26 protein-coding genes and 1 pseudogene are annotated in these 24,455 nt (G+C 30.3%); 23 read left to right on the top strand and 4 right to left on the bottom strand.

Annotated features, from left to right (window positions below; all coding sequences use genetic code 11):
* Window positions 1-268 precede the first annotated feature (268 nt).
* The 3 genes from CLCOS_RS05870 to CLCOS_RS05860 are packed head-to-tail and all read left to right on the top strand — an operon-like array spanning window position 269 to window position 3,007.
* The gene (locus CLCOS_RS05870) at window positions 269-1,279 is read left to right on the top strand and encodes a phosphodiester glycosidase family protein (RefSeq protein WP_063600710.1); all 1,011 of its coding nucleotides are present in this window, start codon (window positions 269-271) and stop codon (window positions 1,277-1,279) included.
* Between the two features lie 35 nt (window positions 1,280-1,314).
* Window positions 1,315-2,340, top strand: coding sequence for a hypothetical protein (locus CLCOS_RS05865; protein WP_063600709.1), 1,026 nt, complete (start codon window positions 1,315-1,317; stop codon window positions 2,338-2,340).
* A 31-nt stretch (window positions 2,341-2,371) separates the two neighbouring features.
* On the top strand, window positions 2,372-3,007 hold the full coding sequence (locus CLCOS_RS05860) for a site-2 protease family protein (RefSeq protein WP_192847890.1): 636 nt from the start codon (window positions 2,372-2,374) through the stop codon (window positions 3,005-3,007).
* A 273-nt stretch (window positions 3,008-3,280) separates the two neighbouring features.
* Here the strand turns inward: CLCOS_RS05860 and CLCOS_RS05855 are convergent, their stop codons facing one another.
* The gene (locus tag CLCOS_RS05855) at window positions 3,281-4,429 is read right to left on the bottom strand and encodes a hypothetical protein (protein WP_063600707.1); all 1,149 of its coding nucleotides are present in this window, start codon (window positions 4,427-4,429) and stop codon (window positions 3,281-3,283) included.
* 167 nt (window positions 4,430-4,596) lie between these two features.
* On the opposite strand from CLCOS_RS05855, the gene trmB reads away from it, so the two are divergent.
* From trmB to CLCOS_RS05795, 13 genes and pseudogenes are all read left to right on the top strand, one after another.
* Window positions 4,597-5,232: a tRNA (guanosine(46)-N7)-methyltransferase TrmB gene (gene trmB / locus CLCOS_RS05850; RefSeq protein ID WP_063600706.1), complete on the top strand. Its 636-nt coding sequence runs from the start codon at window positions 4,597-4,599 to the stop codon at window positions 5,230-5,232.
* An 18-nt stretch (window positions 5,233-5,250) separates the two neighbouring features.
* A complete protein-coding gene (locus CLCOS_RS05845; RefSeq protein WP_029169987.1) occupies window positions 5,251-5,829 on the top strand; it encodes a GDSL-type esterase/lipase family protein in 579 nt (192 codons plus the stop codon).
* A 92-nt stretch (window positions 5,830-5,921) separates the two neighbouring features.
* A complete protein-coding gene (locus CLCOS_RS05840) occupies window positions 5,922-6,998 on the top strand; it encodes a M24 family metallopeptidase (protein WP_063600705.1) in 1,077 nt (358 codons plus the stop codon).
* A gap of 207 nt (window positions 6,999-7,205) precedes the next feature.
* On the top strand, window positions 7,206-7,403 hold the full coding sequence (locus CLCOS_RS05835; RefSeq protein ID WP_063600704.1) for a hypothetical protein: 198 nt from the start codon (window positions 7,206-7,208) through the stop codon (window positions 7,401-7,403).
* Between the two features lie 112 nt (window positions 7,404-7,515).
* A pseudogene (locus tag CLCOS_RS05830) lies at window positions 7,516-7,992 on the top strand (permease); the annotation flags it as partial.
* A gap of 147 nt (window positions 7,993-8,139) precedes the next feature.
* Window positions 8,140-8,304, top strand: a complete 165-nt coding sequence (locus tag CLCOS_RS22335) for a hypothetical protein (RefSeq protein ID WP_156496370.1) — start codon at window positions 8,140-8,142, stop codon at window positions 8,302-8,304.
* A gap of 165 nt (window positions 8,305-8,469) precedes the next feature.
* Window positions 8,470-8,769: an ArsR/SmtB family transcription factor gene (locus tag CLCOS_RS05825; RefSeq protein WP_063600703.1), complete on the top strand. Its 300-nt coding sequence runs from the start codon at window positions 8,470-8,472 to the stop codon at window positions 8,767-8,769.
* A gap of 335 nt (window positions 8,770-9,104) precedes the next feature.
* Complete coding sequence (locus tag CLCOS_RS05820) at window positions 9,105-9,425, top strand: C-GCAxxG-C-C family (seleno)protein (protein ID WP_343217892.1); 321 nt, start codon at window positions 9,105-9,107, stop codon at window positions 9,423-9,425.
* A 169-nt stretch (window positions 9,426-9,594) separates the two neighbouring features.
* The gene (locus tag CLCOS_RS23085; protein WP_341467307.1) at window positions 9,595-9,894 is read left to right on the top strand and encodes a HesB/IscA family protein; all 300 of its coding nucleotides are present in this window, start codon (window positions 9,595-9,597) and stop codon (window positions 9,892-9,894) included.
* A gap of 36 nt (window positions 9,895-9,930) precedes the next feature.
* On the top strand, window positions 9,931-10,491 hold the full coding sequence (locus tag CLCOS_RS05810) for a class I SAM-dependent methyltransferase (RefSeq protein ID WP_063600701.1): 561 nt from the start codon (window positions 9,931-9,933) through the stop codon (window positions 10,489-10,491).
* A 222-nt stretch (window positions 10,492-10,713) separates the two neighbouring features.
* The gene (locus CLCOS_RS05805) at window positions 10,714-13,233 is read left to right on the top strand and encodes a CoA-disulfide reductase (RefSeq protein WP_063600700.1); all 2,520 of its coding nucleotides are present in this window, start codon (window positions 10,714-10,716) and stop codon (window positions 13,231-13,233) included.
* A 65-nt stretch (window positions 13,234-13,298) separates the two neighbouring features.
* Window positions 13,299-13,661 (top strand): sulfite exporter TauE/SafE family protein, encoded by a 363-nt coding sequence (locus tag CLCOS_RS05800; protein WP_013239586.1) that lies wholly within the window; start codon window positions 13,299-13,301, stop codon window positions 13,659-13,661.
* 143 nt (window positions 13,662-13,804) lie between these two features.
* Window positions 13,805-15,016 (top strand): SEC-C metal-binding domain-containing protein, encoded by a 1,212-nt coding sequence (locus tag CLCOS_RS05795; protein ID WP_063600699.1) that lies wholly within the window; start codon window positions 13,805-13,807, stop codon window positions 15,014-15,016.
* A 52-nt stretch (window positions 15,017-15,068) separates the two neighbouring features.
* Here the strand turns inward: CLCOS_RS05795 and CLCOS_RS05790 are convergent, their stop codons facing one another.
* Complete coding sequence (locus CLCOS_RS05790; protein WP_013239584.1) at window positions 15,069-15,707, bottom strand: TetR/AcrR family transcriptional regulator; 639 nt, start codon at window positions 15,705-15,707, stop codon at window positions 15,069-15,071.
* Between the two features lie 166 nt (window positions 15,708-15,873).
* Here CLCOS_RS05790 and CLCOS_RS05785 point away from each other — a divergent pair, with 166 nt between their 5' ends.
* Window positions 15,874-17,319 carry an MFS transporter gene (locus tag CLCOS_RS05785; protein WP_063600698.1) on the top strand — a complete coding sequence of 482 codons (1,446 nt, stop codon included), beginning with the start codon at window positions 15,874-15,876 and terminating at the stop codon, window positions 17,317-17,319.
* Between the two features lie 347 nt (window positions 17,320-17,666).
* On the opposite strand, the gene CLCOS_RS05780 is transcribed toward CLCOS_RS05785, so the two are convergent.
* Window positions 17,667-18,359, bottom strand: coding sequence for an aspartate/glutamate racemase family protein (locus CLCOS_RS05780; RefSeq protein ID WP_063600697.1), 693 nt, complete (start codon window positions 18,357-18,359; stop codon window positions 17,667-17,669).
* A gap of 239 nt (window positions 18,360-18,598) precedes the next feature.
* Here CLCOS_RS05780 and CLCOS_RS05775 point away from each other — a divergent pair, with 239 nt between their 5' ends.
* The 3 genes from CLCOS_RS05775 to CLCOS_RS05765 all read left to right on the top strand — a co-directional run bounded on the left by CLCOS_RS05775 (window position 18,599) and on the right by CLCOS_RS05765 (window position 21,030).
* Window positions 18,599-19,222, top strand: a complete 624-nt coding sequence (locus CLCOS_RS05775; protein ID WP_013239580.1) for a TetR/AcrR family transcriptional regulator — start codon at window positions 18,599-18,601, stop codon at window positions 19,220-19,222.
* A gap of 273 nt (window positions 19,223-19,495) precedes the next feature.
* Window positions 19,496-20,029 (top strand): MaoC family dehydratase, encoded by a 534-nt coding sequence (locus CLCOS_RS05770; RefSeq protein ID WP_013239579.1) that lies wholly within the window; start codon window positions 19,496-19,498, stop codon window positions 20,027-20,029.
* Window positions 20,030-20,211: 182 nt separating this feature from the next.
* Complete coding sequence (locus tag CLCOS_RS05765; RefSeq protein ID WP_013239578.1) at window positions 20,212-21,030, top strand: nitroreductase family protein; 819 nt, start codon at window positions 20,212-20,214, stop codon at window positions 21,028-21,030.
* A 51-nt stretch (window positions 21,031-21,081) separates the two neighbouring features.
* On the opposite strand, the gene CLCOS_RS05760 is transcribed toward CLCOS_RS05765, so the two are convergent.
* Window positions 21,082-22,263: a pyridoxal phosphate-dependent aminotransferase gene (locus tag CLCOS_RS05760; protein WP_013239577.1), complete on the bottom strand. Its 1,182-nt coding sequence runs from the start codon at window positions 22,261-22,263 to the stop codon at window positions 21,082-21,084.
* Window positions 22,264-22,445: 182 nt separating this feature from the next.
* Between CLCOS_RS05760 and CLCOS_RS05755 the strand changes: the two genes are divergently transcribed.
* The 3 genes from CLCOS_RS05755 to CLCOS_RS05745 all read left to right on the top strand — a co-directional run bounded on the left by CLCOS_RS05755 (window position 22,446) and on the right by CLCOS_RS05745 (window position 24,288).
* On the top strand, window positions 22,446-23,231 hold the full coding sequence (locus CLCOS_RS05755) for an IclR family transcriptional regulator (protein WP_013239576.1): 786 nt from the start codon (window positions 22,446-22,448) through the stop codon (window positions 23,229-23,231).
* Between the two features lie 18 nt (window positions 23,232-23,249).
* Entirely contained in the window at window positions 23,250-23,999 is a 750-nt protein-coding gene (locus CLCOS_RS05750; protein ID WP_063600696.1) for an AAA family ATPase, read from the top strand.
* A gap of 121 nt (window positions 24,000-24,120) precedes the next feature.
* The gene (locus CLCOS_RS05745; RefSeq protein ID WP_013239573.1) at window positions 24,121-24,288 is read left to right on the top strand and encodes a CDIF630_02480 family spore surface protein; all 168 of its coding nucleotides are present in this window, start codon (window positions 24,121-24,123) and stop codon (window positions 24,286-24,288) included.
* Window positions 24,289-24,455 lie beyond the last annotated feature (167 nt).

Here is a 24,455-nt window from a genome sequence, read left to right as displayed (position 1 = left end):
GTGATTTTTTTATTTAGTCCTTTATCCGATGACTACCCGCTCTAATACTTCCACTTCTCCAAGTGGGGGTAAAGAGTGGCTATGCTATGTCCCTGGATAACGATTTCTAAGCATCAGATGGAGTTTAAAACTCCATCTGATGCTTAGAAATCTGTTTATATTATATAAAGTTTTTAGTATGTTCATAATTATTTCTATTTAAAAATTTTATCATTTATTGTACAATGTTGAAGGATGTATTTTTTTTAGAAAGGAAAGGTTTCAACGTATGAAGAAGGGGAAAATTCAAGGCAAAAAGAAACGGCCAGTTTGGAAACTCATACTGTATTTCATATTATTTGAGTTTATATTTACTGGAATGACTGCTCCATTTTTAGTATTTTACGGTCCTTTTGAAAATGTAAAGAAAACAGTAGTAGGCGCAGCCATGACTACTTTAAGTCATCAGTACATAGCAAAAATATTTTTATCAGATAGTGAAATACAAAAAATACTAAGTGAAGACAAACCTAAAAATATAGAAAAAGATAATTCACCTTTAAAATTTGAAAATAAGCATGATAGTAGTATAGAAAGAGAAGAAATAAGTGATGGAAGAAAATTTAAAGGTTATATGCTTATAATACACGATCCTACTAGAGTTAAAGTAGGATATAGTAAAAAATTAGGGGTAGCTGGAGAACTTACAAGTCAAATAGCAAAAGATCATAATGCTGTAGCTGCTATAAATGGAGGAGCTTTTACAGACAGTTCTTCTAGTGATAGTGACAATAAGTGGACGGGTACAGGAGGGAAACCTACAGGTATACTTATGAGTGATGGCCAGATTGTTGCTAATGATATAACTGATTCTGATGATAAATCAAAAAGTGTAATGGCACTTACAAATAAAGGAGAGCTTATAGTAGGACATCACAGCTTAAATGAACTGAAAGAGAGAAATGTTACAGAAGCCATATCTTTTGAGCCTGCCTTAGTAGTGGGTGGAGAAGGAATGATATCCGGTGATGGTGGCTGGGGAATAGCTCCTAGAACTGCGATAGGACAAAGGTCAGATGGTGCTATTTTATTGCTAGTTATAGACGGACGACAAGCTAAAAGTATTGGTGCTTCCTTGAAGGATGTTCAAAATATAATGCTTCAATATGGCGCAGTAAATGCTACAAATTTAGATGGAGGGTCTTCTTCAACTATGTACTATGAGGGAGATGTAATAAACAACACTTGTGATCCCTTAGGTGAGAGATCAGTGCCATCAGCTATTTACGTAAAACCATAGAAGGTTATAAGATAATTATTAAAGGGGAGTAACGAATGAAAATTTTTAAGAAAATTACTATTTGGATAATTATATCTCTTGTAGTACAGTTTGCAGGATTGTTTTATATAAATAATTATTTTTTATCCTCTCAAACAGAGATAAAAACAAAAAAAATTGTAAAGAGCGAGCCAAAAAAAGCAGATGTTGTTATAAAGGTACCAGAAGATGCTAATAATATTAGTGTTTCCTTTGATGGTAGGTATCTGGCATATTGTGAATCAAATGTTTTGAAAGTGGTGGATACAAAGAATGGAAATGAAAAAAATATAGAATTTAAGGATGGAGTCAAGGTATCTTTTTATAAATGGCAAAACGATAGGGATAGAATACTTATAGCAGAAAAAGAAAGTTCTGATGACGGTTCAAAATTTGAATTATCATATTATGAAGCTGGTAAAGATATAAAAGAAAACATAAAATCATTGGATTCGACATATGAAAAAGCTAAAATTGATGATATAGAAGAATCTCCTTATACCAATGTTATATACGTTAAGATGGAAAGCAGTGGGGAAAGGACAAATATATATAGAATTGATATAATGAATGAAATGCAAAAAGTAACTACAAGATCTTATATGGTAGGTAATATGGGAATATTATCTTTAGATGATAAACTTATATATGAAGATAAAGTATATGGTAAGATATATGTTACAGGTGATGATAGGTCACTTATGATAAATGGGGTAGAAAATCCTGTTTGGGTAGGCGTAGATGAAAATGATAAAATATACATAGGTGATGAAAAGGACAATAAAATATCAAATATCTACTGTGGAACTATAAATGACAGCGGAAGTAATTATCAAAACATAAATTTGGGCCAATCTGTGAATAAGGATGACGTGTTTGTCATGCCATCGGGCAAAATATATATAAATGACAATTTAAAAGGAATTGTTACGGAAATTACAAGTGGAAAGCAGTATGTATATAAAGGAAATTTTGTACAAATATATGAAGGCGGAATTGCATCGATAAATGATGGAAAGTTACAAAAAGTAACGTTAAATTAGTAAAATGAGGGGATGAAATTATTTGAATGAAATGATATTGGATAAGATACTTATTATACCAGGAATACTTATAGGGCTTACATTCCATGAATTTGCTCACGCCTTTGTGGCAGATAGATTAGGAGATAAAACAGCTAAATTTCAAGGAAGACTTACTTTAAATCCATTTGCACATATAGATATTATAGGTTTTATAATGATATTACTTGTAGGGTTTGGATGGGCAAAGCCTGTTGAGATCAATCCAAATGCCTTTAAAAATAGAAATAAAGATGATTTAAGAGTTTCTGCGGCAGGTCCTTTGGCTAATTTAATAACAGCATTTTTAGCTGCACTCTTGACAGTGTTTTTATATAAATTTATCTTTTCATCTAGTAATTATAATTTAGTTTCAAATATAGTAGTTAAAATTGTATTGTATGTAGTAAATATAAATTGTATGTTATTTGTGTTCAATTTAATACCTATACCTGGATTAGATGGATTTCATATACTAAGGGATTTGTTTCCTTCCTTTTACTATAATATATCAGATACTTTATATAGGTATCAGCTTATTATACTTCTTATATTTGTAGCTACACCAATTGCAAACTATGTAGTAGGTATTCCGTCAATGGCCATATACTCTAAACTTATGGCCATTGCCAATAGTATAATCAGATAAACAGAGTTCTTGGCATCAGATGGAGTTTTAACTCCACCTGATGCTTATTAACAGGATTCTTAGTGCTTCAGCACTTAGAAGGCGTTATCCTTTAGGAGAAATCGTTATCCAGGGACATAGTCGTTCTTTACTCCAACTTGAAGAAAAGCAGATATCCCAAATCTTTGATTTGGTGATAGTCGCTTTCGCTGTGTGCGTGGGAGTATTAGAGCGAGTAGTCATCAGATAAACAGAGGAAGATTGTAAAATTGTTTTTTATTTACAATCTTCCTATTATTTTTTGCTGTGAAGTGCAAAGTAATTGTTTATTTCTTCAAATATGGCTTGGACTCCATTTCCCCAATTTGAATCTTCTGCATATTCTTTGCCTATCCACATAAAAGGGTTGTTTTCCTTTGGCATGTTTTCCGATAGATTTATAATAGTTCGTGCAGCTATTCTTGAAGAATCTTTTATATCAGTATTATATTCCTGCCAACTGTGATATACGTTAAAAGGGTTGTTAGCTATTTTAGAGGCACTTGGAGTATTTACAGGTACGAAGTCCTGTTCTTGTCCTGTTATAGCAAATAATAAAATTGGATTTAAATTAAACTCTCTTGCAGTACTCATTATAGTAGAAAAATATGGATCTTTGCCTAGGAGTGAATTGCGGCTGCTTAAGTAGGATTTCAATTTATCTTCATCTATTGTTTGATATTTTAAATATTCAGGAAGATATACATTCGGAAAATTCTTTTTAGCATTTTTTAGAGTTACTTGGTCAACCAGATCTTTTAAATAGCTATTCCCACTTTCAGAAGTACTGGCTATATAAAAAGGAATTTTAAATAGGCTTTTTTGAAAAAAAACTTGTCCTAATACCTGAGAAATTAAAACAAAAAATATAATTGAGGAAAATATTAAAAGTTTTTTATTAAATTTTAACTTGAAAGGTATAGCTGGAGCAGCTGTAGTTTCAATAGTTCTATTGGGGCTAACAGGCTCAGTTATTTTGTTGTTTAGGTTTTCATCTGTAACAGGATTCATTTTTGGATTTGTTATCCCTAAATAGTTGTTTAAATCTTTTTCTTCAACTGAATTTTCTATATTTGCATTTATCCAGCGGGTAATTTCTTTTGTAAAATTTTTCTTTAAAGGTTCGATTTTAATACAGCAGAGAAATATATCATACATGAAAATTGAGGCCCTATTTTTAGAAAAGGTATTTTTTAAAGTGTTTATTTTTACAGTTTGTCTATAACTTTCTGGTAGTTCCTTTAGATTTGTATCTAAAATATGGTGTATGGTGTTGGAAAGCATTTTTGCCTTTTCGCTGGATGGAATCTTAAAATATTTTTTATTAATGTATTCTTGCATTGTTTTTATATCATCAGTGCTAATTATCTTTTTGTTTTTTAGTTCTTCTATAAAGTAATCCATAATTTTCACAACCTGAATAGTATAATATTTTACTTATTATTATCGTATATTGTAGAAAAAACTTTAATAATGTATAGAAAACAATATTTATATAATAGCATTGACAGTTTTGTAATTTAAATAGATAATTTATTTTGTGATTAAAAATTTGGAAAGGAATTTAGAATATGAGACTCAGAAAAAAATGGTGGGCTAGACCTGAAATGGAGGCTAGTTCTTTAACTATAATAGAACCACAAAAGTATAAGGGAAAATGGAAAGAAGAGTTTAAAAATCAGAATGATATATATTTGGAGCTAGGCTGCGGAAGGGGAAAATTCTTGTATACTCAGGCGTTAAACAATACTAATATAAATTATATAGGTATTGATTTAAAAGATGAAGTTTTAATATATGCACTTAAAAAGCTTCAAGAAGCTGAGGTTACAAATGCCAGGATAATGCCTATGAACATAGCTCAAATTGAGGAAGTTTTCGATAAAGACGAGATAAGCAGGATATATATAAATTTTTGTAATCCCTGGCCTAAGAGAAGACAAAAGAAAAGAAGACTTACCCATACTGTATTTTTAAACAGGTATAGAAAGTTTTTAAAACTAGGTAGTGAAATATGGTTTAAAACAGATGACAGGGAACTTTTTGAAGAATCTCAGGAATATTTCAAGGAAAATGATTTTGAGATAAAGTATCTTACTTATGATCTTCACAGTAGTGATTTTGCTGAAAATGTAGTTACAGAATATGAGGAAAAATTCACTTCCCTTGGAATGAAAACTATGTTTTTAATAGCAAAAATGTTGTAAGAGGAAGGGGAAAATAAAATGAGTATTGTATGTATTGGAGACAGCATAACTTTTGGTTTTAGAGTTCGTAAAACAGAGAGTTGGGTTAGTGTATTATCTAAGAAAATAAAGGAAAACATTATTAATAAAGGTATACCAGGTAATACAACAGGCGAAATGAAAGAAAGATTTGAAAAAGATGTTGTTGAGTTTAAACCATCGAAAGTTCTAATTATGGGGGGAACAAATGATGTATTTTTAAAGACAAGTATTAATGATATTTTAAAAAACATAGATATGATGGTTGAGATATGTGAAAAAAATAAATTTGTTCCTATAATTTTAACACCACTGCCGGTTAAAGATGATATTGTAGAAAAGACATGGTTTAAAGATAGGGATTATAAAGAGGTTAATGACTATTTAGGCAAATTGCGGGAACTGTTAGTTGAATATGGCAAAAAGAAAAATATTGAAGTTATAGATGTAGGAACTATTTTAGCTGAAAATGGGAAAATGAAAGAACATTTCTTAGATGATGGAATACATGTGTCAAAAGAGATTCATAATGAAATAGCTAAAATAATAGTTAATTCAAATATAGTACAGTATAGTTAAATAGATGTATTTTTGTTGTTTTTAGAATAAAAGAAATCTATAATTATATAGGACATATAATTATAATTAAAAATATAGGGGATGAAATTGACATGAAAGTAAATAGACTAAACAAAGTATTGGGAAAAATGAAATCTCAAAATGTACCGCAGCTTATTGTATCAGATCCAGCATCCATATTTTATTTAACTGGAAAGTGGATACATCCAGGGGAAAGATTACTTGTACTTTATTTAAATATAAATGGGGATAAGAAGCTGTTTATAAATGAGTTATTTACTTTAGAAGAAGATATAGGGGTAGAGAAAATTTGGTATAAGGATACAGATGATGCTGTGGAAATAATCTCAAAATATACGGACAAAAATTCACCTATAGGTATAGACAAGAATTGGCCGGCCAGATTTCTTTTGAGATTAATGGAATTGAAAGCTAGCAGCAATTTTGTAAATGGTTCTGAAATAATTGATAGAATAAGAATGTGTAAAGATAATGATGAAAGAAGTTTAATGAGAGAAGCATCCAGGCTTAATGATGAGGCTATAGACAAGTTAATAAAACTGATTCCTGAAGGTTATACGGAAAAGAAGATGGGAAAAGCTTTAGAAAATGTATATGAAAGTTTAGGAGCAGAGGGTTTTTCTTTTGATCCTATTGTGGCTTATGGAATAAATGCAGCTGACCCTCATCATGAGACGGATAATTCTATACTTAAAGAAGGAGAAGCTGTAACTATAGACATTGGATGTGTTAAAGATTCCTATTGTTCTGACATGACGAGAACTGTATTTTATAAATATGTTCCTGAAAATAGTAAGAATGTATATAATATAGTTTTAGAAGCTAATAAAAGGGGAATTGAAGCAGTTAAACCTGGGGTAAGATTTTGCGATATAGATAAAGCTGCAAGAAATTATATAGATGGGAAAGGTTATGGTAAGTACTTTACACATAGAACGGGGCACTCTATAGGAATAGAATGTCATGATTTAGGTGATGTTTCTTCTGCAAATAGCGATAAGGTACAACCTGGTATGATATTTTCAATTGAACCGGGTATCTACATACCAGGTGAGATAGGAGTTAGAATAGAGGATTTAGTACTTGTTACGGAAGATGGCTGTGAAGTTTTAAATAAATACAGCAAAGATATTATAGTGGTTGAGTAATAAACAGAGTTCTTGGCATCAGATGGAGTTTTGACTCCACCTGATGCTTAGAAATCGTTATCTAGGGACTTAGCTGCTCTTTACTCCCACTTGGAAAAGTGTGAGTATTAGAACAGGTAGTCATCGGATAAAAAAAGATGTAGATTTCTAAATTTACATCTTTTTTTATTATCAATGAATTTTACTTAGAGGGAGCGTTACAGTAGGGTGACAGAAAAGGGAAGAGATTTTAAGCATGTGTTTAATTCGATTATTATATGGGCAAATAAATATTTAAAAAGTTGTAAAAGAACAGTATGTCATGAGAAGTGTGGAAAAGAAATAGAGATGAGATATTATTGTAAAAATTGTGATGAATATGTTGATGACTTGATAATTAAAGAATTGAAAGTGAAAAATCAATAAACCGGGAGTTTGGACTCTCGGTTTATATTTTCTTAGGTTACTTATTAATAAAGATAGTAAGACAATTTATGCAACGCATAGTCAATTAGCCTTTGAGGTTGATTCGGTTAGAGTGGAAGGATATGTTTATGAAATGCAAATGAATTCTGATTTGGAATTGCCAGATCCAACTACAAAGGAAAGATTAATTGATTCCTGGAATTTTACAAGAGATTTGATAAAGAAAATATGGTTATACGTAATAATCGGTATTGCTATAGGCGGCTTTATACATGGATGGATTCCAGCAGGAACACTGGCAAAATATGCAGGAAAGAGTAATCCATTTGCAGTATTTGTAGCTGTTGTAATTGGAGTTCCGTTGTATTCAAATGCTGCTGGAGTAATTCCATTAGTTAGTGAACTTACAAGAGCTGGAGTTGCAATGGGAACATCACTAGCATTTATGATGGCAGTTACAGCACTTAGTTTGCCAGAGGCAATTCTTTTAAGAAGGGTTTTAAAGCCTAAATTATTAGCAGTATTCTTTGGGGTAGTAGCACTTGGAATAGTATTTACTGGTTACTTATTTAATTTTGTAATAAGATAAGCTTTGTAAAAACAAAGAAATAGATCTGTATTATGTTATGAACATATTGACAAAATTTAAGTAAAACAATAATATAACTATATAGTAATGTGCTTATATAGTTACTCAACTTTTTTTGAGAGGACAGAGGACAATTGACAGTGGACAGTGAAGGAGTATTTTTCTCCGCTGTGCTGCGAAAAATCTTCAATATTAAAAGAAACTTATGTTCTTTTGTTTTTCATAGGTACTCTTTTAGTAAGTAATTATCTAAAAATCGTAGATTTTGGATACTTACTTAAGCGATGTTTTGCTTTAGCAAAACAAGCTTAAAAATAAATTAGCTTTCTGACGTAAGTAGGAAAACTCACCTTTATTGTCCTATGTCCTCTGTCAATTGTCCTCTGAAAAGTTGCTTCGCAGAGTTTTTATATTAAGTCAAAATTTTATATGTGTGAAAGTTGAAATAGTTATACACAAAAATATGGGAGGGTATAAATGAGAGAAATAGAAAAAGCTAAAATAATATCAAAACTACTAAGAGTATTATCTAATGAAAATAGATTGGTAATAGTGTGCTATTTAATAGAAAAACCTATGACAGTAAGTGAGCTTCATGAAAGGATGAGTTATTTAACTCAACCAGCTTTGTCACAACATTTATCAATACTTAAAGCTAACAGAATATTAGATTCAAATAAAAGTGGATTGACAATAACTTATTTTATTAAAGACGAAAGGATAGTTAATATAATTCAAGTATTGAAGGAAAACTATTGTAAATCAAGTGATTCTTAGGTTCAGATGGAGTTTGCTTATAAGGATTACTTTCTCTAGCTGAACCTTATTAACAGTATTCTTAGTGTCTTTAGCACTTAGAATACGTTATCCTTTAGGGGAAGAACTTATCCAGGCGCGTAGCAGTGCTTACCCCCTCACTTTGATAGAAAAGCAGATATCCCAAATCTTTAATTTGGTGATAGTCGCTTTCGCTGTGTGCGATGGAGGTGTTAGCAATGGTAGCGATCGGATAAAATTTATGCTAAATGTAATTTGGATATTGACAAAAATAAAATAGCATCTTAATATAAGTATATAAGAAAGCTATTATATATTTATTAGGAGGTAACATTATGACAAAGGCATCAGAATATCATAAGCAAGGATATACCTGTGGAGAAGCTATAATCAAGGCGTATAATGAAAAAAATGGTACTAGCATTCCAATAAGCCTTGGCAGTGGTATGGGTGCAGGGTTTACTGTTGGAAGTACATGTGGAGCTGTTGGAGCTGCAGCTGTAATCATAGGTTTTATAAAGGGAAGAGAGAACAGTACAGAGAAAAATGAAGCGAGAGGGCTTACAAACGAATTAATACAAGATGTAAAACAAAAATATGGCACAGAAACATGTAAAGATTTAAAGAGGAATGGTATAGGTGTGCAGAAATTATAGAACATACTTTTGAAGGCTTAAATCATATTTTAAATAAATAATAGGGAAAATTTTTTTTAACTATTATATTGCTATATTTAAATATAGCAATATAAATTTAACTTAAAAAATAATTTGTTATATGTAAATATAAGTTAAGATAAAAATATTAAAGGAAGGTGAATTTACTATGGTTAAGGTTACTAAGCGGGCAGTTGAAAAGTTTAATAAAATTAAGCAAAAAGATGAAAGTATGGTAAATGCAATGTTAAGGATTAGCTTTGGAGGATATGGCTGAGGTGGCCCCAAATTGCAATTAGCTCTGGATGAGTTGAAAAATAATGACGATATACTTGTTAAAATAGAAGGGATGAGTATTGTATATAATTTGGATCTTGAAACATATGTAAATGGATCAGTTATTGATTATTCAAATAATTGGTTTAGTCCAGGATTCACTATAAGTAGTCCAAATTCTTCTTCATGTTAAAAGTAGAAACAGCCGTGAAAGGTGAGGATTGATTAAATGCATAAATTTGATATTAAAAAATTAGAGAAATTGGATAATCCAAAAAGAAGAGAGAGTATGCCTCCTGAAGAAACTTTAAAAAAGTTTAAAATAGGGGATAAAGGTACATTAATTGATATAGGTTGCGGTATAGGTTATTTTACTATACCAGCATCAAAAATTATTACTAATGGAAATGTAATTGGTGTAGATATAATGACAGAAATTCTTGACATTGCAAGAGAAAAAGCAGGAGATATATCAAATATAGAATTTAGAAAGAGTGAAGAATATTCTTTTCCGGTAGAAGATAGTTCTATTGATTATGTTTTTGTATGTAATGTTGTTCATGAAATAGAGGATAAGGTAAGATTTTTCACTGAAGCCAAAAGAGTACTGAAAAATGAAGGATATATTTATATAATTGATTGGGATAAAAGGAATATGAAAGATGGTCCATCTGTAAATGAAAGGATATCGAAAGAAGAAGTAAGAAATCTAGTTGAAACTTTAGATTTTACATTTTTAGAGGAAGTAAATATTAATACTGAGCATTATGGATTAAAATTTAAAGTATAATGAGAAAGATCTGTTTTAGTAAAAATTATTGATAATTATATCGTTATATCTCAATATATAAATACAATATCATACATGATATTTGAAGAGAAGGGAAAAATTATAGATAAGAATTTTAATAAATATAATGCACTGCTGAGATACTTAAATTATTAGCACATTTGCTTGTATAGTTAAAAGCCTTTTAGATAACGGAGAATATAATGATTGGAGGAAATATATATGAAAAAAATAGTGATAGTTGGAGGGGTAGCTGGAGGAGCATCAGCTGCTGCTAGACTTAGAAGACTTGATGAAAATGCAGAAATAATATTATTTGAAAAAGGTGAATATATATCTTTTGCAAATTGTGGATTACCTTATTATATTGGGGAAACTATAAAAGAAAGAGAAAAGTTATTAGTGCAAACTCCTGAGGCCATGAAGGCAAGTTTTAATATTGACGTTAGAGTAAATAGTGAAGTAATAACAGTAGATACTAAAAGTAAAAAAGTAAAGGTTAGTAGTAAAGACAAGGGTGAGTATGAAGAAAACTATGATTATTTAATTTTATCACCTGGGGCAACGCCTATTAAACCTCCTATTCCTGGAATACAAAGTGACAAGATATTTACACTAAGAAATATCCCTGATACAGACAGAATAAAAGCTTATGTTGATAAAGAAAATATAAAAAATGCAATTGTTATTGGTGGAGGATATATAGGAGTTGAAATGGCTGAGAATCTTAAAGAGAGAGGCTTAAATACAGCTTTAGTTGAAGCAGCACCACATATATTAGCACCTTTTGATTCAGAAATGGTAACTTTTGCAGAGAAAGAATTAGAGGATAACGGCGTAGGAATTGTATTAAATGACGGGGTTAAGGAATTTAAAGAAGAGGGAACAGGAGTAAATGTAATTCTAAACAGTGGGAAAATTTTGTATGCAGATATGATTATACTTGCTATAGGAGTAAAACCGGATACTGCCTTTTTAAAGGATTCAGGAATAGAGTTTGGACCTAAAGGTCATATAATAGTAAATAATAAAATGGAAACTAAAGTGGAAGGGGTATATGCAGTAGGAGATGCTATTGAAGTAGTTGATTTTGTAAATGAAAGTAAAACTGCTATTGCACTTGCTGGACCAGCAAATAAGCAGGGAAGGATTGCAGCAGATAATATATGTGGTTTAAATTCAATTTATAAAGGAACAATGGGAACAGCAATTATTAAAGTATTTGGATTGACAGGTTCAAGCACAGGGAACAACGAGAGAACATTAAAATCAAAGAACATACAATATAAGGCTATATATCTTCATCCTAATTCAAGTGCTGGCTACTACCCAGGTGCAGCACCAATGACAATAAAGCTTATTTTCAATGATGAAGGAAAGATACTAGGAGCTCAAGCCTTTGGATATGCTGGGGTAGATAAGAGAATTGATGATATAGCTATTACTATGAGGCTTGGTGGAACGGTTTATGATTTAACAGAATTGGAACTTGCATATGCACCGCCTTATTCTTCAGCTAAAGATCCTGTAAATATGGCTGGGTTTATTGCGGAAAATGTCTTAACTGGCAAAGATGAAATAATACTTACAGAGGACATAGATAATAGAGATAAGGATAAAACACAACTTGTTGATGTAAGAACTGAATTAGAATGCAGCAATGGAATCATAGAAGGAGCTATAAATATACCTTCAGAAGATATAAGAGCTAGAATGAATGAACTGGATAAAAGCAAAGAAATATTAATTTATTGTCAGGTAGGACTTAGAGGGTATATAGCTGCAAGAATTTTAAGGTCAAATGGATTTAAAGTCAAAAATCTAACAGGTGGATATAAAACCTATACTATGGGTAAGTTTAAACCAAGAGATGTTGTAATGAATAATAGTGGTGAAGGAGGTTCTATGGATTTAAGAGGGAAAAAATCTAATGTAAGTTTAGAGAGCAATTTAAATGAATATAAAGAAGCTGATGAAGCATATAAAAAAGGAGACTTTGACAAAAACCTTGATGCTTGTGGAATATGCTGCCCAGGACCTTTAATGCGTGTTAATAGTAATATACAGGATATGAAAGAAGGAGAAGTATTAAAGGTAACGGCATCAGATCAGGGATTTTATGAGGATATAAAATCTTGGTGTGAAAAAACTAATAATGAACTCCTTGACAGGAAAAAGGATAAAGGTAATATAATAGCTTTTATAAAAAAAGGCAATAAAAAACAAGCAGTTTCAAACAGTAATTCAGTTAATAATGGTACCATTGCACAGAAAGACAATAAAACATTAGTTGTGTTTAGTGGAGATTTGGATAAAGCTTTAGCATCCTTTATAATAGCTAACGGAGCAGCGGCTATGGGTAAAAAAGTTACAATGTTTTTTACATTTTGGGGACTTAATATTTTAAGAAAGCATGAAAAAGTTAGTGTCTCAAAGGGATTTATGGATAAGATGTTTGGATTTATGATGCCAAGAGGAGCTAAAAGATTAAAGCTTTCCAAAATGAATATGCTTGGAATGGGTACAAAAATGATGAAAATGGTAATGAGAAATAAAAATGTTTCTTCACTAGATGAGCTAATTAAAGCAGCTATTGATAGTGGAATAGAAATAGTTGCATGTCAGATGAGTATGGATGTAATGGGACTTAAACAAGAAGAGCTAATAGATGGAGTTAAAGTAGGTGGTGTAGGATACTATTTAGGAGAAGCAGAAGATTCTAACGTTAATTTGTTTATATAAAATTATTTATCAATTGCAATAGATGTGCTCTGTAATTTATATAACGAGACAAGGAGGTTAAATAAGTGAGTAATATTGTTTTATTTATTGTTATTGGATGTATCGCAGGTATTTTGAGCGGATTATTTGGTATAGGTGGAGGAATTATAATAGTACCTGCATTAATTTATCTATGTGGATTTACCCAGTTAAAAGCCCAAGGCACATCTCTTGCAATTTTATTACCTCCGGTAGGCATACTTGCATTTATGGATTACTATAAAAATGGAAATGTCAATATTTTAGCAGGAATATTAATATGCATATTTTTAGTTATAGGCTCAGTTTTAGGAGCTAAAATGTCTCATGTAATACCAGTAGGTATTATGAGAAAATTATTTGGTATTTTAATGATGTTAATAGCTGTTAAATTAATTTTTAGTAAATAAAAATTAATTCAATAAATGTTTTGGGAATGAGAGGAATAAAAGAGAATGTTGCATTATTTCTATAAATGATATAAAATTTTCAGGTAAAGACATATTATGGTGTAGTAAATTTAATTTATAATTTTTAAGAGGTGTTTTATATATTGGAGGAAACTAAAGATAATACATATTTAAAAGTAAATGCCGCAAACAAAATTGCATGCGTAAGAAAGGAGGATGAATTTGAGGATTTTTCTTATGAAGATGAAGACAAGATAATGAAAACTGAATTAAAGAAAGAACTTAAAAGTTGGAAGCCTATTGAAGAAGACTTTTCACTGGAATATCATTTAAATAGACTAACAAAAGTTGAATTGCTGAATATAGCCAGAAATCTCTATATAAATAAAATTTCAAGTCTAAAGAAAGAGGAACTAAAAAATAGAATATTAGAATTATACGAGGAAAAGTCATATTTTCTTATAGAAAATATAGATGTTGAAAGATTTGAATTCTTAATTGACCTTGCAAGAAAAAAATTTTGTAAAGTTCGATATACAGATATACAAATAAATGATATTGGTTATTTTAGGGATATGGCATTTCTTTTTACAGGAATACTAAATGAAGAAGATGTCATTATTATGCCAGAAGAATTGCAAAAAATAGTTTTAAATAAAGATAACAAAAGTTTGAGAGATAGAATGAAAAATAACGGACAAGTTATAAAACTATTTTGGGGAATGTGTAATTATTATGGTGTTATTCATATTGATGATTTTAAGCAATTAATAAAAAAATATATTGATTTTGATTTATCAAGTATGGATCTTAAAATTGTATTAGAAAATGGAGCAGCTTATTATAATGAATTTGAGTATGATGGGAATATAGGTAATGATGTTTTAGTTGATAATGTGGATGATATATTTTTAAAGCAGCATAAAAGAATTGATTTGGATTTTTATCCTTTCAAAAAAGAAGAATTGTTGGCAGCAGCAAGAGCAGATTTTCAGGATAAAACAAAAGCATATAAGAAATTTCATAGCTTTTTAATAGATAATTTTGATATAGATGTTAATGTAGCAGAAGATTTAATATTTTCCTTAGAGGCAGATATTAAAAATGATGAAAAAATTTCTGATGCTATTTCAGATTTCTTAAGTAACTTTCAGCTTTCGAATGTTGATGAATCAAATTTTATTGGAAGTGAAGTTATTAAATTTGCTAATAATATAAGACAGTGGACTATAAAAGGATATACCCCTATGGAACTTAGTCAGCCTACTGCAGTTAACAAAAAAAAGATAGGAAGAAATGATCCTTGTCCTTGTGGAAGTGGAAAGAAGTATAAAAAGTGTTGTGGTAGAGGATAAAATCTTCAAATAAGAGTATATATACCTGCCATTTTAGCTATAATGGCAGGTATTAGTACTTATTTAAGTGATTTATTGGCTTCATTTTTAAATATCTACATAAAGCTTTAACAGTTTCATCTAAAATACGATTCCTGTCAATTGAGCTTTTATAAAGAGAAACATCGTCTACTACAGAATTTATAATAAGTGATGTAACTATGGCGGCAGCTTCATAATCGTCTATATCAATGTATTCTTTATATAGTTTTATAGAATAAAGTGCAGCATCTTGTATTTTTTGTCTTTGATCATCTGAAAGTGCTGCAACCTCTGGATCATAGTAGTAAAGTGTTCTTACTTCTCTTTGAAAATCCACAGATTTATCATGAATATCTATAAGTATTAACATGAATTCACGAAAACATTCTTCTGGTGATTTAAAAAGCAGCATTTTATTCATAAATTCATCTCGAAGTTTATCAAATTGTGCCTGATATTTTTTAAGAATGTCTAAAAAAATTGTATGTTTATCTTTAAAGTAAGAATAAAGACATCCTATTGAAACACCAGCCTCAGTTGCTATTTCTGAGGTTGTTGTCTTGTAATACCCATTTTTACAAATCAGTTTATAGCCGGCTTTAAGTATTTTATCCTTTTTTTCTATACTTCTTTTTTGCTGGGGTTCTCTTATTTTACGTTCATTTATCATGTTATCACATCCCTTATATCAACATTTTAAAAAAATAATAATATGTTGTCAATAAAAAATATGAATAAAAGTTCTTATTTATATATTGACTTATGGATAAACTTGGCGTAATATAATCAACATAAACAAGAATAAACATTCACATTCTGATTTGGAGGCTGTAAATATGAATTCAGTGAAAAGTAAAACAGGAGTAAGTACAGTAATTATAATTATGCTTGGTACATTTATATCTAGTTTTGATATAAATGTTGTAAATACCGCTCTGCCAATAATGCAGTCGTATTTTCATGCCGGTATGTCGTCTATAGAATGGATAATAGTAGGTTATTTAATGGTGCTTGGTGCAACACAGCTTACATTTGGAAGGCTTTCCGATATGTTTGGACATAAGAAAATTTATGTAGCTGGTTTAATGTTATTTACAATAAGTTCCCTTTTTTGTGCACTATCAACGTCTATTGTCATGTTGATTATTTTTAGAATCACTCAAGCAACTGGAGCTTCTATGATTTCTTCCAGCGGCAGTCCAATTATAATTGATGCAGTAGAACCTAAAAATAGGGGGAAATCCTTAGGAATGATAGCCATTTCTGTAGCCGTGGCTGTTTGTACAGGTCCAGCATTAGGAGGACTTTTGGCTTCTAGGGCAGGTTGGAGCAGTATATTTTTTATAAATGTTCCAATTGGTATAGTTGTCTCTATATTAGCTATTAAAGTTATTAAAAAAGATGATAAAAGAAGAAATGAAGTTCAGTTTGATTTTGCAGGAAGTACATTAATTATTGCCGCGATCTTCTTAATATTACTTCCATTAAACCTTTTAAGTAAATCTTATTTTAATATTGGAAGCATTGTTTCTTTTTTAGGAGGTATTTTTGTACTTTTATTGTTTATTGCATTTGAAAAGAAATCTAAGCATCCAATACTTAATATGGAGCTTTTTAAAAATAGAGTTTTTACAGGAAGTACTTTTGCAGCTATGTTTTTTTACATGGGAGAATTTATTTTAGTTTTTCTAGCGCCTTATTATTTGCAAAAGATGAGAATGCTTACTCCTTTTATGTCTGGAGTAATGATGTTGCCTATGTCAATAGCTATGATTATAGCAGCTCCGTTAAGTGGTACAATCTCAGATAATTTTGATAGCCGCTATATAGGATGTATTGGACTTGCAGTAATGGCATTAGCTACTTTATTCGTTGGAGGATTTAATGCTTCAACACCAATTTGGATGTTAGCTGTAGTTTTCTTTATATATGGGTTAGGAGGAGGATTTTTTCAAACTCCAAATACCAGTGCAGTAATGGGAAGTGTAACTGCAGATAGAAGGGGAGTTGCCTCAGCAGCTCTTGGTACAATGAGAACTTTTGGAATGATGTCAGGGGAGGCAATTTCTGCAGCGCTTATTGCTTTTAGCATGAACAAGTCAGCACCTACATTTATATCAAAGGGGTTGAAAAGTACATTGCTGTGGCAAGCAGAATTTAGGTTTTCAACTAAGGTTACATGTATTGTAGCAGCAATATGTGTTATATCAGCAATAGTATTATCATTTATGCGTGGAAAGTCTGCAGCACCATGTGGAAATGCTGTAGTTAAAACAAATTAGTTGCCTGATATAGTTATATTACCATTGTCTGAGAAAATTTTGATATTGTTGTCATGGATATCTTAAAATCTATTACTTAATTTTTGCATATATAAAATTTTGACTTAATGTAAAAATATTGCTGAGCAATATTTTAAAGAACAAGGTTCAAAGTTCAAATATCAAATAAGGATAATTTTCTTCCTAACGTCAGGAAATATTAAAATTATAGATTTCCTGAGGTACGATGGAAATCATCTTTATCTGTTCTTTGTTATTTGAACTTTGTTATTTTCAAAAACTTTGCTTCACAAAGTTCTTAAACTGAGAAAGTTGAGTCTGTAAATAATAGATTTTGTCTATGTCATTTAATCTAAGGCAAATTCAACAGCAGAAACAGCATGAATTGCTGTTGTATCAAATATTGGAATGTTTACATCCTTTTGTTTTATCAAAAGAGGTATTTCAGTGCAGCCAAGAACTATTCCCTCAGCACCATTTAAAGATAACTTGTTTATTATTTTTTTATATTTTTCTCTTGATGGATCCTTTATTATACCTTTGCATAATTCATTGTATATGATTTGGTGAATAACTTCTCTATCATTTTCATCTGGAATACTTACGTTTATATTGAATTTATCTTTCAGCACTTTTTTATAAAAATCCTCTTCCATAGTAAATTTTGTTCCAAGGAGTCCTACAGTTTTTATATCTTTTTCAATTATTTTTTTACCTGCAGCTTCTGCTATATGTAAAACCTTGATTCCAACTTTACTTTCTATATCAGGAGCTAGTTTATGCATTGTATTAGTACATATTATGATAAAATCAGCGCCACCTTTTTTAAGACTTTGAGCAGCATTAACCATTATATTTGATAATTCCTCCCACATATTTTCATGTTGAAGAATTTCTATTTCATTAAAGTCTACCGAATATAATATACATTCAGCTGAATGAAGTCCTCCTAAAGTTTTTTTAACAGTTTCATTTATAATTTTGTAATATTCCAAAGTGGATTCAAAACTCATACCGCCTATTAAACCAATTTTTTTCAATTTAAACATCTCCTTTAAATTATTTCAGATATACTAAGTTGCAATAACTTTATACCTTTTATAATTTCCATATAATCACTCACTTAGCTAAAGTTGTTCTTAAGCTTATTATATCAACTTGAGTGTATTTCAAAAACATCCAGTTTAAATATTTATAATACCATCCAGACTTTATTGACAAATAAACTATCATATTATAAAATGAATTACATATTCAGTTTTATATTGGCGGGGATAAAATGGCTCAAATAAAAAAAGACAAAATTAGGCAGGCAATTGAAAGTTCGGCGATAGATATATTTTTAGAAAAAGGGTATCTTAACACAAAAATGAAGGATATTTCTGAAAAAGCAAATATATCAGTAGGAAATATTTATATTTATTTTAAAAACAAAGAAAATTTATTTTATACTGTTTTACCACAATCTTTTGTAGATGCTTTTAGAAATTATAATTCTAATATATTTCCAATATTAACAAAAGCCTTTTTTAATAATGAACAAGATTTAGAAAGGTATGTTCCAAATCATAAACAGGTAGAGGATTTAATAGCAAATCGTAAAAGATTGTTAATATTGTTGAGGTGCAGCAAAGGTACAAAATATGAAAATTTGAAAGAAGAGATATTAGAAAATATAATACAGCGGGAATGTAGTTATCTGCAAAAATATAATTTTGCAGATAACTGTAGGACAACTCAAAATTATAAAGTAATAAGAATGGTGTTTTACAATATGCTTAATATGCTGCTGGATTCCCTGGAAGGTGATATGAATGGGGATGAACGAAGAAATGTAGTGAGATTTGCGTTTAAATACAATTATGATGGATTTAAAAGATTACTTACAGAATACACTAAGTAAAACTAGTGCTATATCTTAAATATAAGTCACAAATAGAAAATATAAACAGAGTTCTTGGTTTCAGGTAGAGTTTTTTCTCCATCTGAAACTTATTAACAGGATTCTTAGTGCTTTAGCACTTAGAAGACGTTATCCTTTAGGGGAAATCTTTATCCAGGGTCGTAGCAGCCGTTATTCCCCACTTTATAAGAAGGGTATTACGGCTGGTAGCTAGCCATCGGATGAAAAATAGCTTAGATATATTGTATAAAGTATTTATAAGGTGGGAATAAAATGATAGATTTATTTAGAGCATTTGCTACAAAGGATGATTTTTTTTATGATGGTGCATTTATTGCCAAGGTAAAATATCAACGATTTCAATCAAAATCAGATAAAGAAACTTATAAAAATGAGATTATAAAAAGCAATAGACGACTTTCTGTAATCAACTGTAGTGGATATGTTAATAATGAAGTTGTAGAAACATTAACAGTTTATTTAATGATGAATGCTACAGTTAAAGAAGCTACTCAATTAGAATCTATCAAAGATGTGGGTACTTTATGGCGTAATTTTTCAAAAAAAGAAATTGCAGATTTTAGTCATCTTACAGGAGATACAAATTCTATTCATCTCACGGAAAATCCTGTTGTACAAGGATTATTTATACTGAAAGAACTTTGTGATACATCTCAAACCAATGAAATAGAAGTAAAGTATGTTCATCCTGTTTATAGTGGTAATCCGGTTTATATAAAATATGAGGGAAATCTCATTAAAGGTTTTAGTAATGGTATATTATGTTTTAAAGCAACCCTGCTTTAAAATATGAATAAAGAAAGTATAAACAGAATTCTTGGCATCAGATGGAGTTTTGATTCCACATAATGCTTAGAGATCGTTATCCAGGGATGTAACTACTCTTAATACTTTCACTTAGAGAAAGGCGAATATTAAGAGTAGATAGTCATCGGATAAAATTACATTGAAAAAGGAGTAGAGACTTTATGATGAATGTAAATAGTGAAAAGTGTATAGGATGCGGACAATGTGTTAAAGATTGTTTTGCAAGAGACATAGAGATAATAGATGGTAAAGCTAAAATAAATAATATTACTTGCATAAAGTGCGGGCACTGTATTGCGGTGTGTCCTAAAAGTGCAGTATCAACAGACGAATATAACATGGAAGATATAAAAGAATACAATAAAGAAGATTTTTCCGTAGATGCTGATACTTTATTAAATTTTATCAAGTTCAGAAGAACTATAAGACAGTTTAAGGATAAAAAAATAGAAGATGAAAAAATTCTTAAAATTATAGAAGCCGGAAGATTTACCCAAACAGCAAGCAATATGCAGGATGTATCTTATATAGTTGTAAGAGATGGAATACAGGATTTAAGAAAATTAATAATTGAAAGTTTAAATCAAGTTGGAGAAAAAATACTTAAAGATACAAATGAAAAAAATATACTTTATCAAAGATATGCTAAAATATGGATTGATATGTATAAGGAATATAAAGAAAACCCTAAAAACGATAGATTATTTTTTAATGCTCCAGTAGTAATAGTTGTTACGGCAAGACAGGAAGTAAATGGAGCTTTAGCATCTTCAAATATGGAACTTATGATTAATTCTTTAGGACTTGGAACGTTGTTTAGTGGTTTTTCTGCTGTGGCTGCCCAAATGGATGAAAAAATAAGTAAGTTTCTTGGAGTTAAGAAAGGGAGAAAGGTTGTAACTTTCATGATAGTTGGATATCCTAATGTGAAATATCTAAGAACTGTACCAAGGAGAAAAGCAGATATACGCTGGAAGTAAATATTACAAATTACAAAGTAGTATATTGTAGGGCTTCAAAGAAGCCCTCTGTTACAAGGCAGATACCATGCATTTATTAAAAATGTTCATTTTTTCTATACGATTAAATGCTTCATTCATTTTTTTGGTATTTACTGTCATGGCAAGTCGTATGTATCCTTCACCACATTTACCGAAAGCATTACCAGGAAGTACAAGAACATGAGCCTCATTTAGCATTTTATCTGCTACTTCTTTTGAACTAAGTCCTGTAGCTTTTATATTGACAAAAAGGTAAATACTACCCCGTGGCTTTAAAACTGACATATTTGGAATTGAACAAATTCTATCATAGGCGTAAAAAATCCTCTTTTTATATTCGCAAGCAATCTGCGGTTGTATTTTATCTCTATTTTTAAGTGCATGAATCGCAGCACGCTGGGATATTGAAGGTGAGGCAAACACATTATTTTCATTTATATCTTTAGCAGTTTGAATGATAAATGAAGGTGCAATAAGGTAGCCTATTCTCCATCCTGTCATGGCATAGTTTTTGGAGAAACTGCCAATTGTAATTGTACGCTCACGCATTTTTTCAAGAGTAGTAATTGGAATAAATGGTTCTTCGTAGCTAAATAGTGTATAAATATCATCCGCAATTACGATTAAATCATATTTAATAGCAATTTCTGCAATTTCTTTAAGTGTTTCCTTTTTAAAACATGTTCCTGAAGGGTTGTTTGGTGTATTTATTATTATCGCTTTTGTTCTATTAGTAATTAAGTTTTCTAATCTTTTAGGATTTACTTGAAATCCTTCTTCTTCAAAGGTTTCAAGATGTACAGGAATACCTCTAGCTAGTTTTATTTGCTGTGGATATGGAGTAAAATAAGGATCATGTATTATGACTTCATCTCCATCATCGAGAATGGCTTCTAGAGTCAACCACATTGCATGACATCCACTTGTAGTGATCATGCATTCATCACTTTTAACGTTATAATCATATTTATTTAAGTAAAATTTGCGTATTTCTTTACGAAGTTCTGGATCACCTAAAGAGTCTGTATAGTGTGTATGGCCATTCATGGCATCTTCAAATGCTTTTTTTATTATAATTTCACTAGTTGTAATATCAGGATCTCCGAGACTGAAATCAATAATATCATCAAATTTTTTTAAAAGATCATTACTTTCACCCATTGGAGTGGATATACTATTCCAATATCTTTTAGATAAAAATTTATTTTTCATGCTAAATTATCTCCTTATAATGAAAATTGATTCTGAAACGGTGTTTCAAAAACTATTATAGCATGTATCAAAATATTTTCAATAAATATTCAACAATGTTTATAAATATTCAATAATAAATTGACGTAATTTATAGATAATATTATTATATTAACATAGTGTAATAGAGGAGGGAGTCCCTTTTGACTAATAATTCACAAAATTATGATAGTATTTCTATGGTTGATAGAGCGATTCAAATTATAAATGAAATATATAAATCAGAGGTTCCTATTGGTGTTTCCGAAATATCTTCTAATCTTGACTTACCTAAAGCAACAGTATATAGAATTTTAAATACCCTTTTTCAAAATTCTATTATAGAAAAAGATAAAAATGGGAAATATGGTTTAGGGTTAATCTTTATTCAGTATAGTGAAAAAGTGAAATCCAAAGTTGACTTAAATTTGATTGCAAAACCTTTTATGGTTGATCTTTCTGCAAAAACTGGAGAATCTACAAATTTGGGAATATTAGATGAGGATAATGTAGTGACAATTTCCAGTGTAAATGGAGAAAGTTCAGTACTTGTTTCAAGATTAATACCCGTATCTCCTCTGCATTGTTCATCTATGGGAAAAATATTTCTTAGTTATCAGGATGACGAAATGATTAAAGCTTATTTTAAAAGGCATAATCAAAAAAGAACAGTAAACACTATATCAAATTATGAGGATTTTTTGTTAGAAAGAAAAAAGATAATAGCAGAGCAAATTTCTTACGATATAGAAGAGTATGAATATGGTTTAGGATGTATTTCTGCACCAATATATAATAGTAAAGGAAAGATTGCAGCAGGGATAAGTGTTTCAGGACCTATTAGCCGCATGAGGTTTAAAGGTATAAAGTATATTGAAAATGAGTTAAAAAATGTAGCAAATAAGATCAGTGAGAAAGTGAAAGTACTAGGAATTAATATTACATATTAGGGTGGTTGTGAAGAAGTTATGGAAAGAACGGATGTTAATCAGTATTTAAGAAGTATAGAGCTTAGGAGAGATAAGATAAAATCTTTTTTAACATACCCATTTTGTTTACCAGTTATAAAAAATTTATCCAGTTTAAAGTTCCATCCTAAGGTTACATTTATTGTAGGAGAAAATGGAACTGGTAAATCTACAATTCTTGAGGCAATTGCTGTTTTATCTGGATTTAATGCTGAAGGGGGAACTAAAAATTTTAATTTTGCAACCTGTGATACTCATTCCAAATTATATAATTACATTAGATTGATTAAGGGTATTAGAGCTCCGAAGGATGGATTCTTTTTAAGGGCAGAAAGTTTTTATAATCTTGCAACAAATATTGATGATCTTGAAAAACAAACTCCAGGACTCTTATCGTATTATGGTGGACGTTCATTACATAAGCAGTCTCATGGAGAGTCTTTCTTTTCAGTATTTATAAATAGGTTTAGTGGAAAGGGATTGTACATATTAGATGAACCAGAAGCAGCACTATCTCCATCCAGGCAGATGGCTATGATTTCAAAAATACATGAACTTATAGAAAAAGATTCACAGTTTATCATAGCAACTCATTCTCCAATTATAATGGCATATCCTGACGCAGTTATATATGAGATAAAGGATTCTATTAAAAAAGTTAGATATGAAGAAACAGAACACTATCAAGTGATGAAGAGTTTTTTAAATAATACGGATAAGATGATGGACATACTTATAAATGACAAGTGAGGTAAAGTGACTATAATAAAATCACTTGTAATCCAAGAATTTTTTATAGTAGCATTAAATATTATATTTTTTCATACATTTTTTAAAATTGAAGATAATATGTATGAGAGGAGGAATTATTGTGGAAGGAGATAGAACTAAAGATGGTTCCATGGAACTGCCAATTGAAAAACACGATACTGCAGCATGGGCAAATATCCATAAGGAAAAACCAGTTTCAAAAGTATCAGTGCCAAGTGAATTTGATGTTAAGAATGCTAAAGAATATGTAGATTCTAATGAAAAATAATTCCTATTATAAAAGACCTAACTGATTGGTTAGGTCTTTTATCTGATGGCTACCTACTGTAACACTTCCACTTCTATCAAAGCGGAAGATAACAGTAGATACGCCCCTAGATAATTCATCTAAACTTAGTGGGAGAAACAAACTCCCACTAAGTAAGATTAATTGAT

Source organism: Clostridium coskatii, assembly GCF_001675205.1.
Taxonomy (GTDB): Bacteria; Bacillota; Clostridia; order Clostridiales; family Clostridiaceae; genus Clostridium_B; species Clostridium_B ljungdahlii.
This window is presented reverse-complemented; position numbering and strand designations above follow the sequence as displayed.

Bases quoted from the DNA above. Each gene is read 5' to 3' on its own strand.
- CLCOS_RS05825 (WP_063600703.1), top strand. From the start codon at position 8,470: ATGAGAGAAATAGAAAAAGCTAAAATAATATCAAAACTACTAAGAGTA.
- CLCOS_RS05785 (WP_063600698.1), top strand. From the start codon at position 15,874: ATGAATTCAGTGAAAAGTAAAACAGGAGTAAGTACAGTAATTATAATT.
- CLCOS_RS05860 (WP_192847890.1), top strand. From the start codon at position 2,372: ATGATATTGGATAAGATACTTATTATACCAGGAATACTTATAGGGCTT.
- CLCOS_RS05805 (WP_063600700.1), top strand. From the start codon at position 10,714: ATGAAAAAAATAGTGATAGTTGGAGGGGTAGCTGGAGGAGCATCAGCT.
- CLCOS_RS05870 (WP_063600710.1), top strand. From the start codon at position 269: ATGAAGAAGGGGAAAATTCAAGGCAAAAAGAAACGGCCAGTTTGGAAA.
- CLCOS_RS05770 (WP_013239579.1), top strand. From the start codon at position 19,496: ATGATAGATTTATTTAGAGCATTTGCTACAAAGGATGATTTTTTTTAT.
- CLCOS_RS05845 (WP_029169987.1), top strand. From the start codon at position 5,251: ATGAGTATTGTATGTATTGGAGACAGCATAACTTTTGGTTTTAGAGTT.
- CLCOS_RS05855 (WP_063600707.1), bottom strand. From the start codon at position 4,429: ATGGATTACTTTATAGAAGAACTAAAAAACAAAAAGATAATTAGCACT.
- trmB (WP_063600706.1), top strand. From the start codon at position 4,597: ATGAGACTCAGAAAAAAATGGTGGGCTAGACCTGAAATGGAGGCTAGT.
- CLCOS_RS05760 (WP_013239577.1), bottom strand. From the start codon at position 22,263: ATGAAAAATAAATTTTTATCTAAAAGATATTGGAATAGTATATCCACT.
- CLCOS_RS05810 (WP_063600701.1), top strand. From the start codon at position 9,931: ATGCATAAATTTGATATTAAAAAATTAGAGAAATTGGATAATCCAAAA.
- CLCOS_RS05775 (WP_013239580.1), top strand. From the start codon at position 18,599: ATGGCTCAAATAAAAAAAGACAAAATTAGGCAGGCAATTGAAAGTTCG.
- CLCOS_RS05750 (WP_063600696.1), top strand. From the start codon at position 23,250: ATGGAAAGAACGGATGTTAATCAGTATTTAAGAAGTATAGAGCTTAGG.
- CLCOS_RS05820 (WP_343217892.1), top strand. From the start codon at position 9,105: ATGACAAAGGCATCAGAATATCATAAGCAAGGATATACCTGTGGAGAA.
- CLCOS_RS05765 (WP_013239578.1), top strand. From the start codon at position 20,212: ATGATGAATGTAAATAGTGAAAAGTGTATAGGATGCGGACAATGTGTT.
- CLCOS_RS05840 (WP_063600705.1), top strand. From the start codon at position 5,922: ATGAAAGTAAATAGACTAAACAAAGTATTGGGAAAAATGAAATCTCAA.
- CLCOS_RS05790 (WP_013239584.1), bottom strand. From the start codon at position 15,707: ATGATAAATGAACGTAAAATAAGAGAACCCCAGCAAAAAAGAAGTATA.
- CLCOS_RS05865 (WP_063600709.1), top strand. From the start codon at position 1,315: ATGAAAATTTTTAAGAAAATTACTATTTGGATAATTATATCTCTTGTA.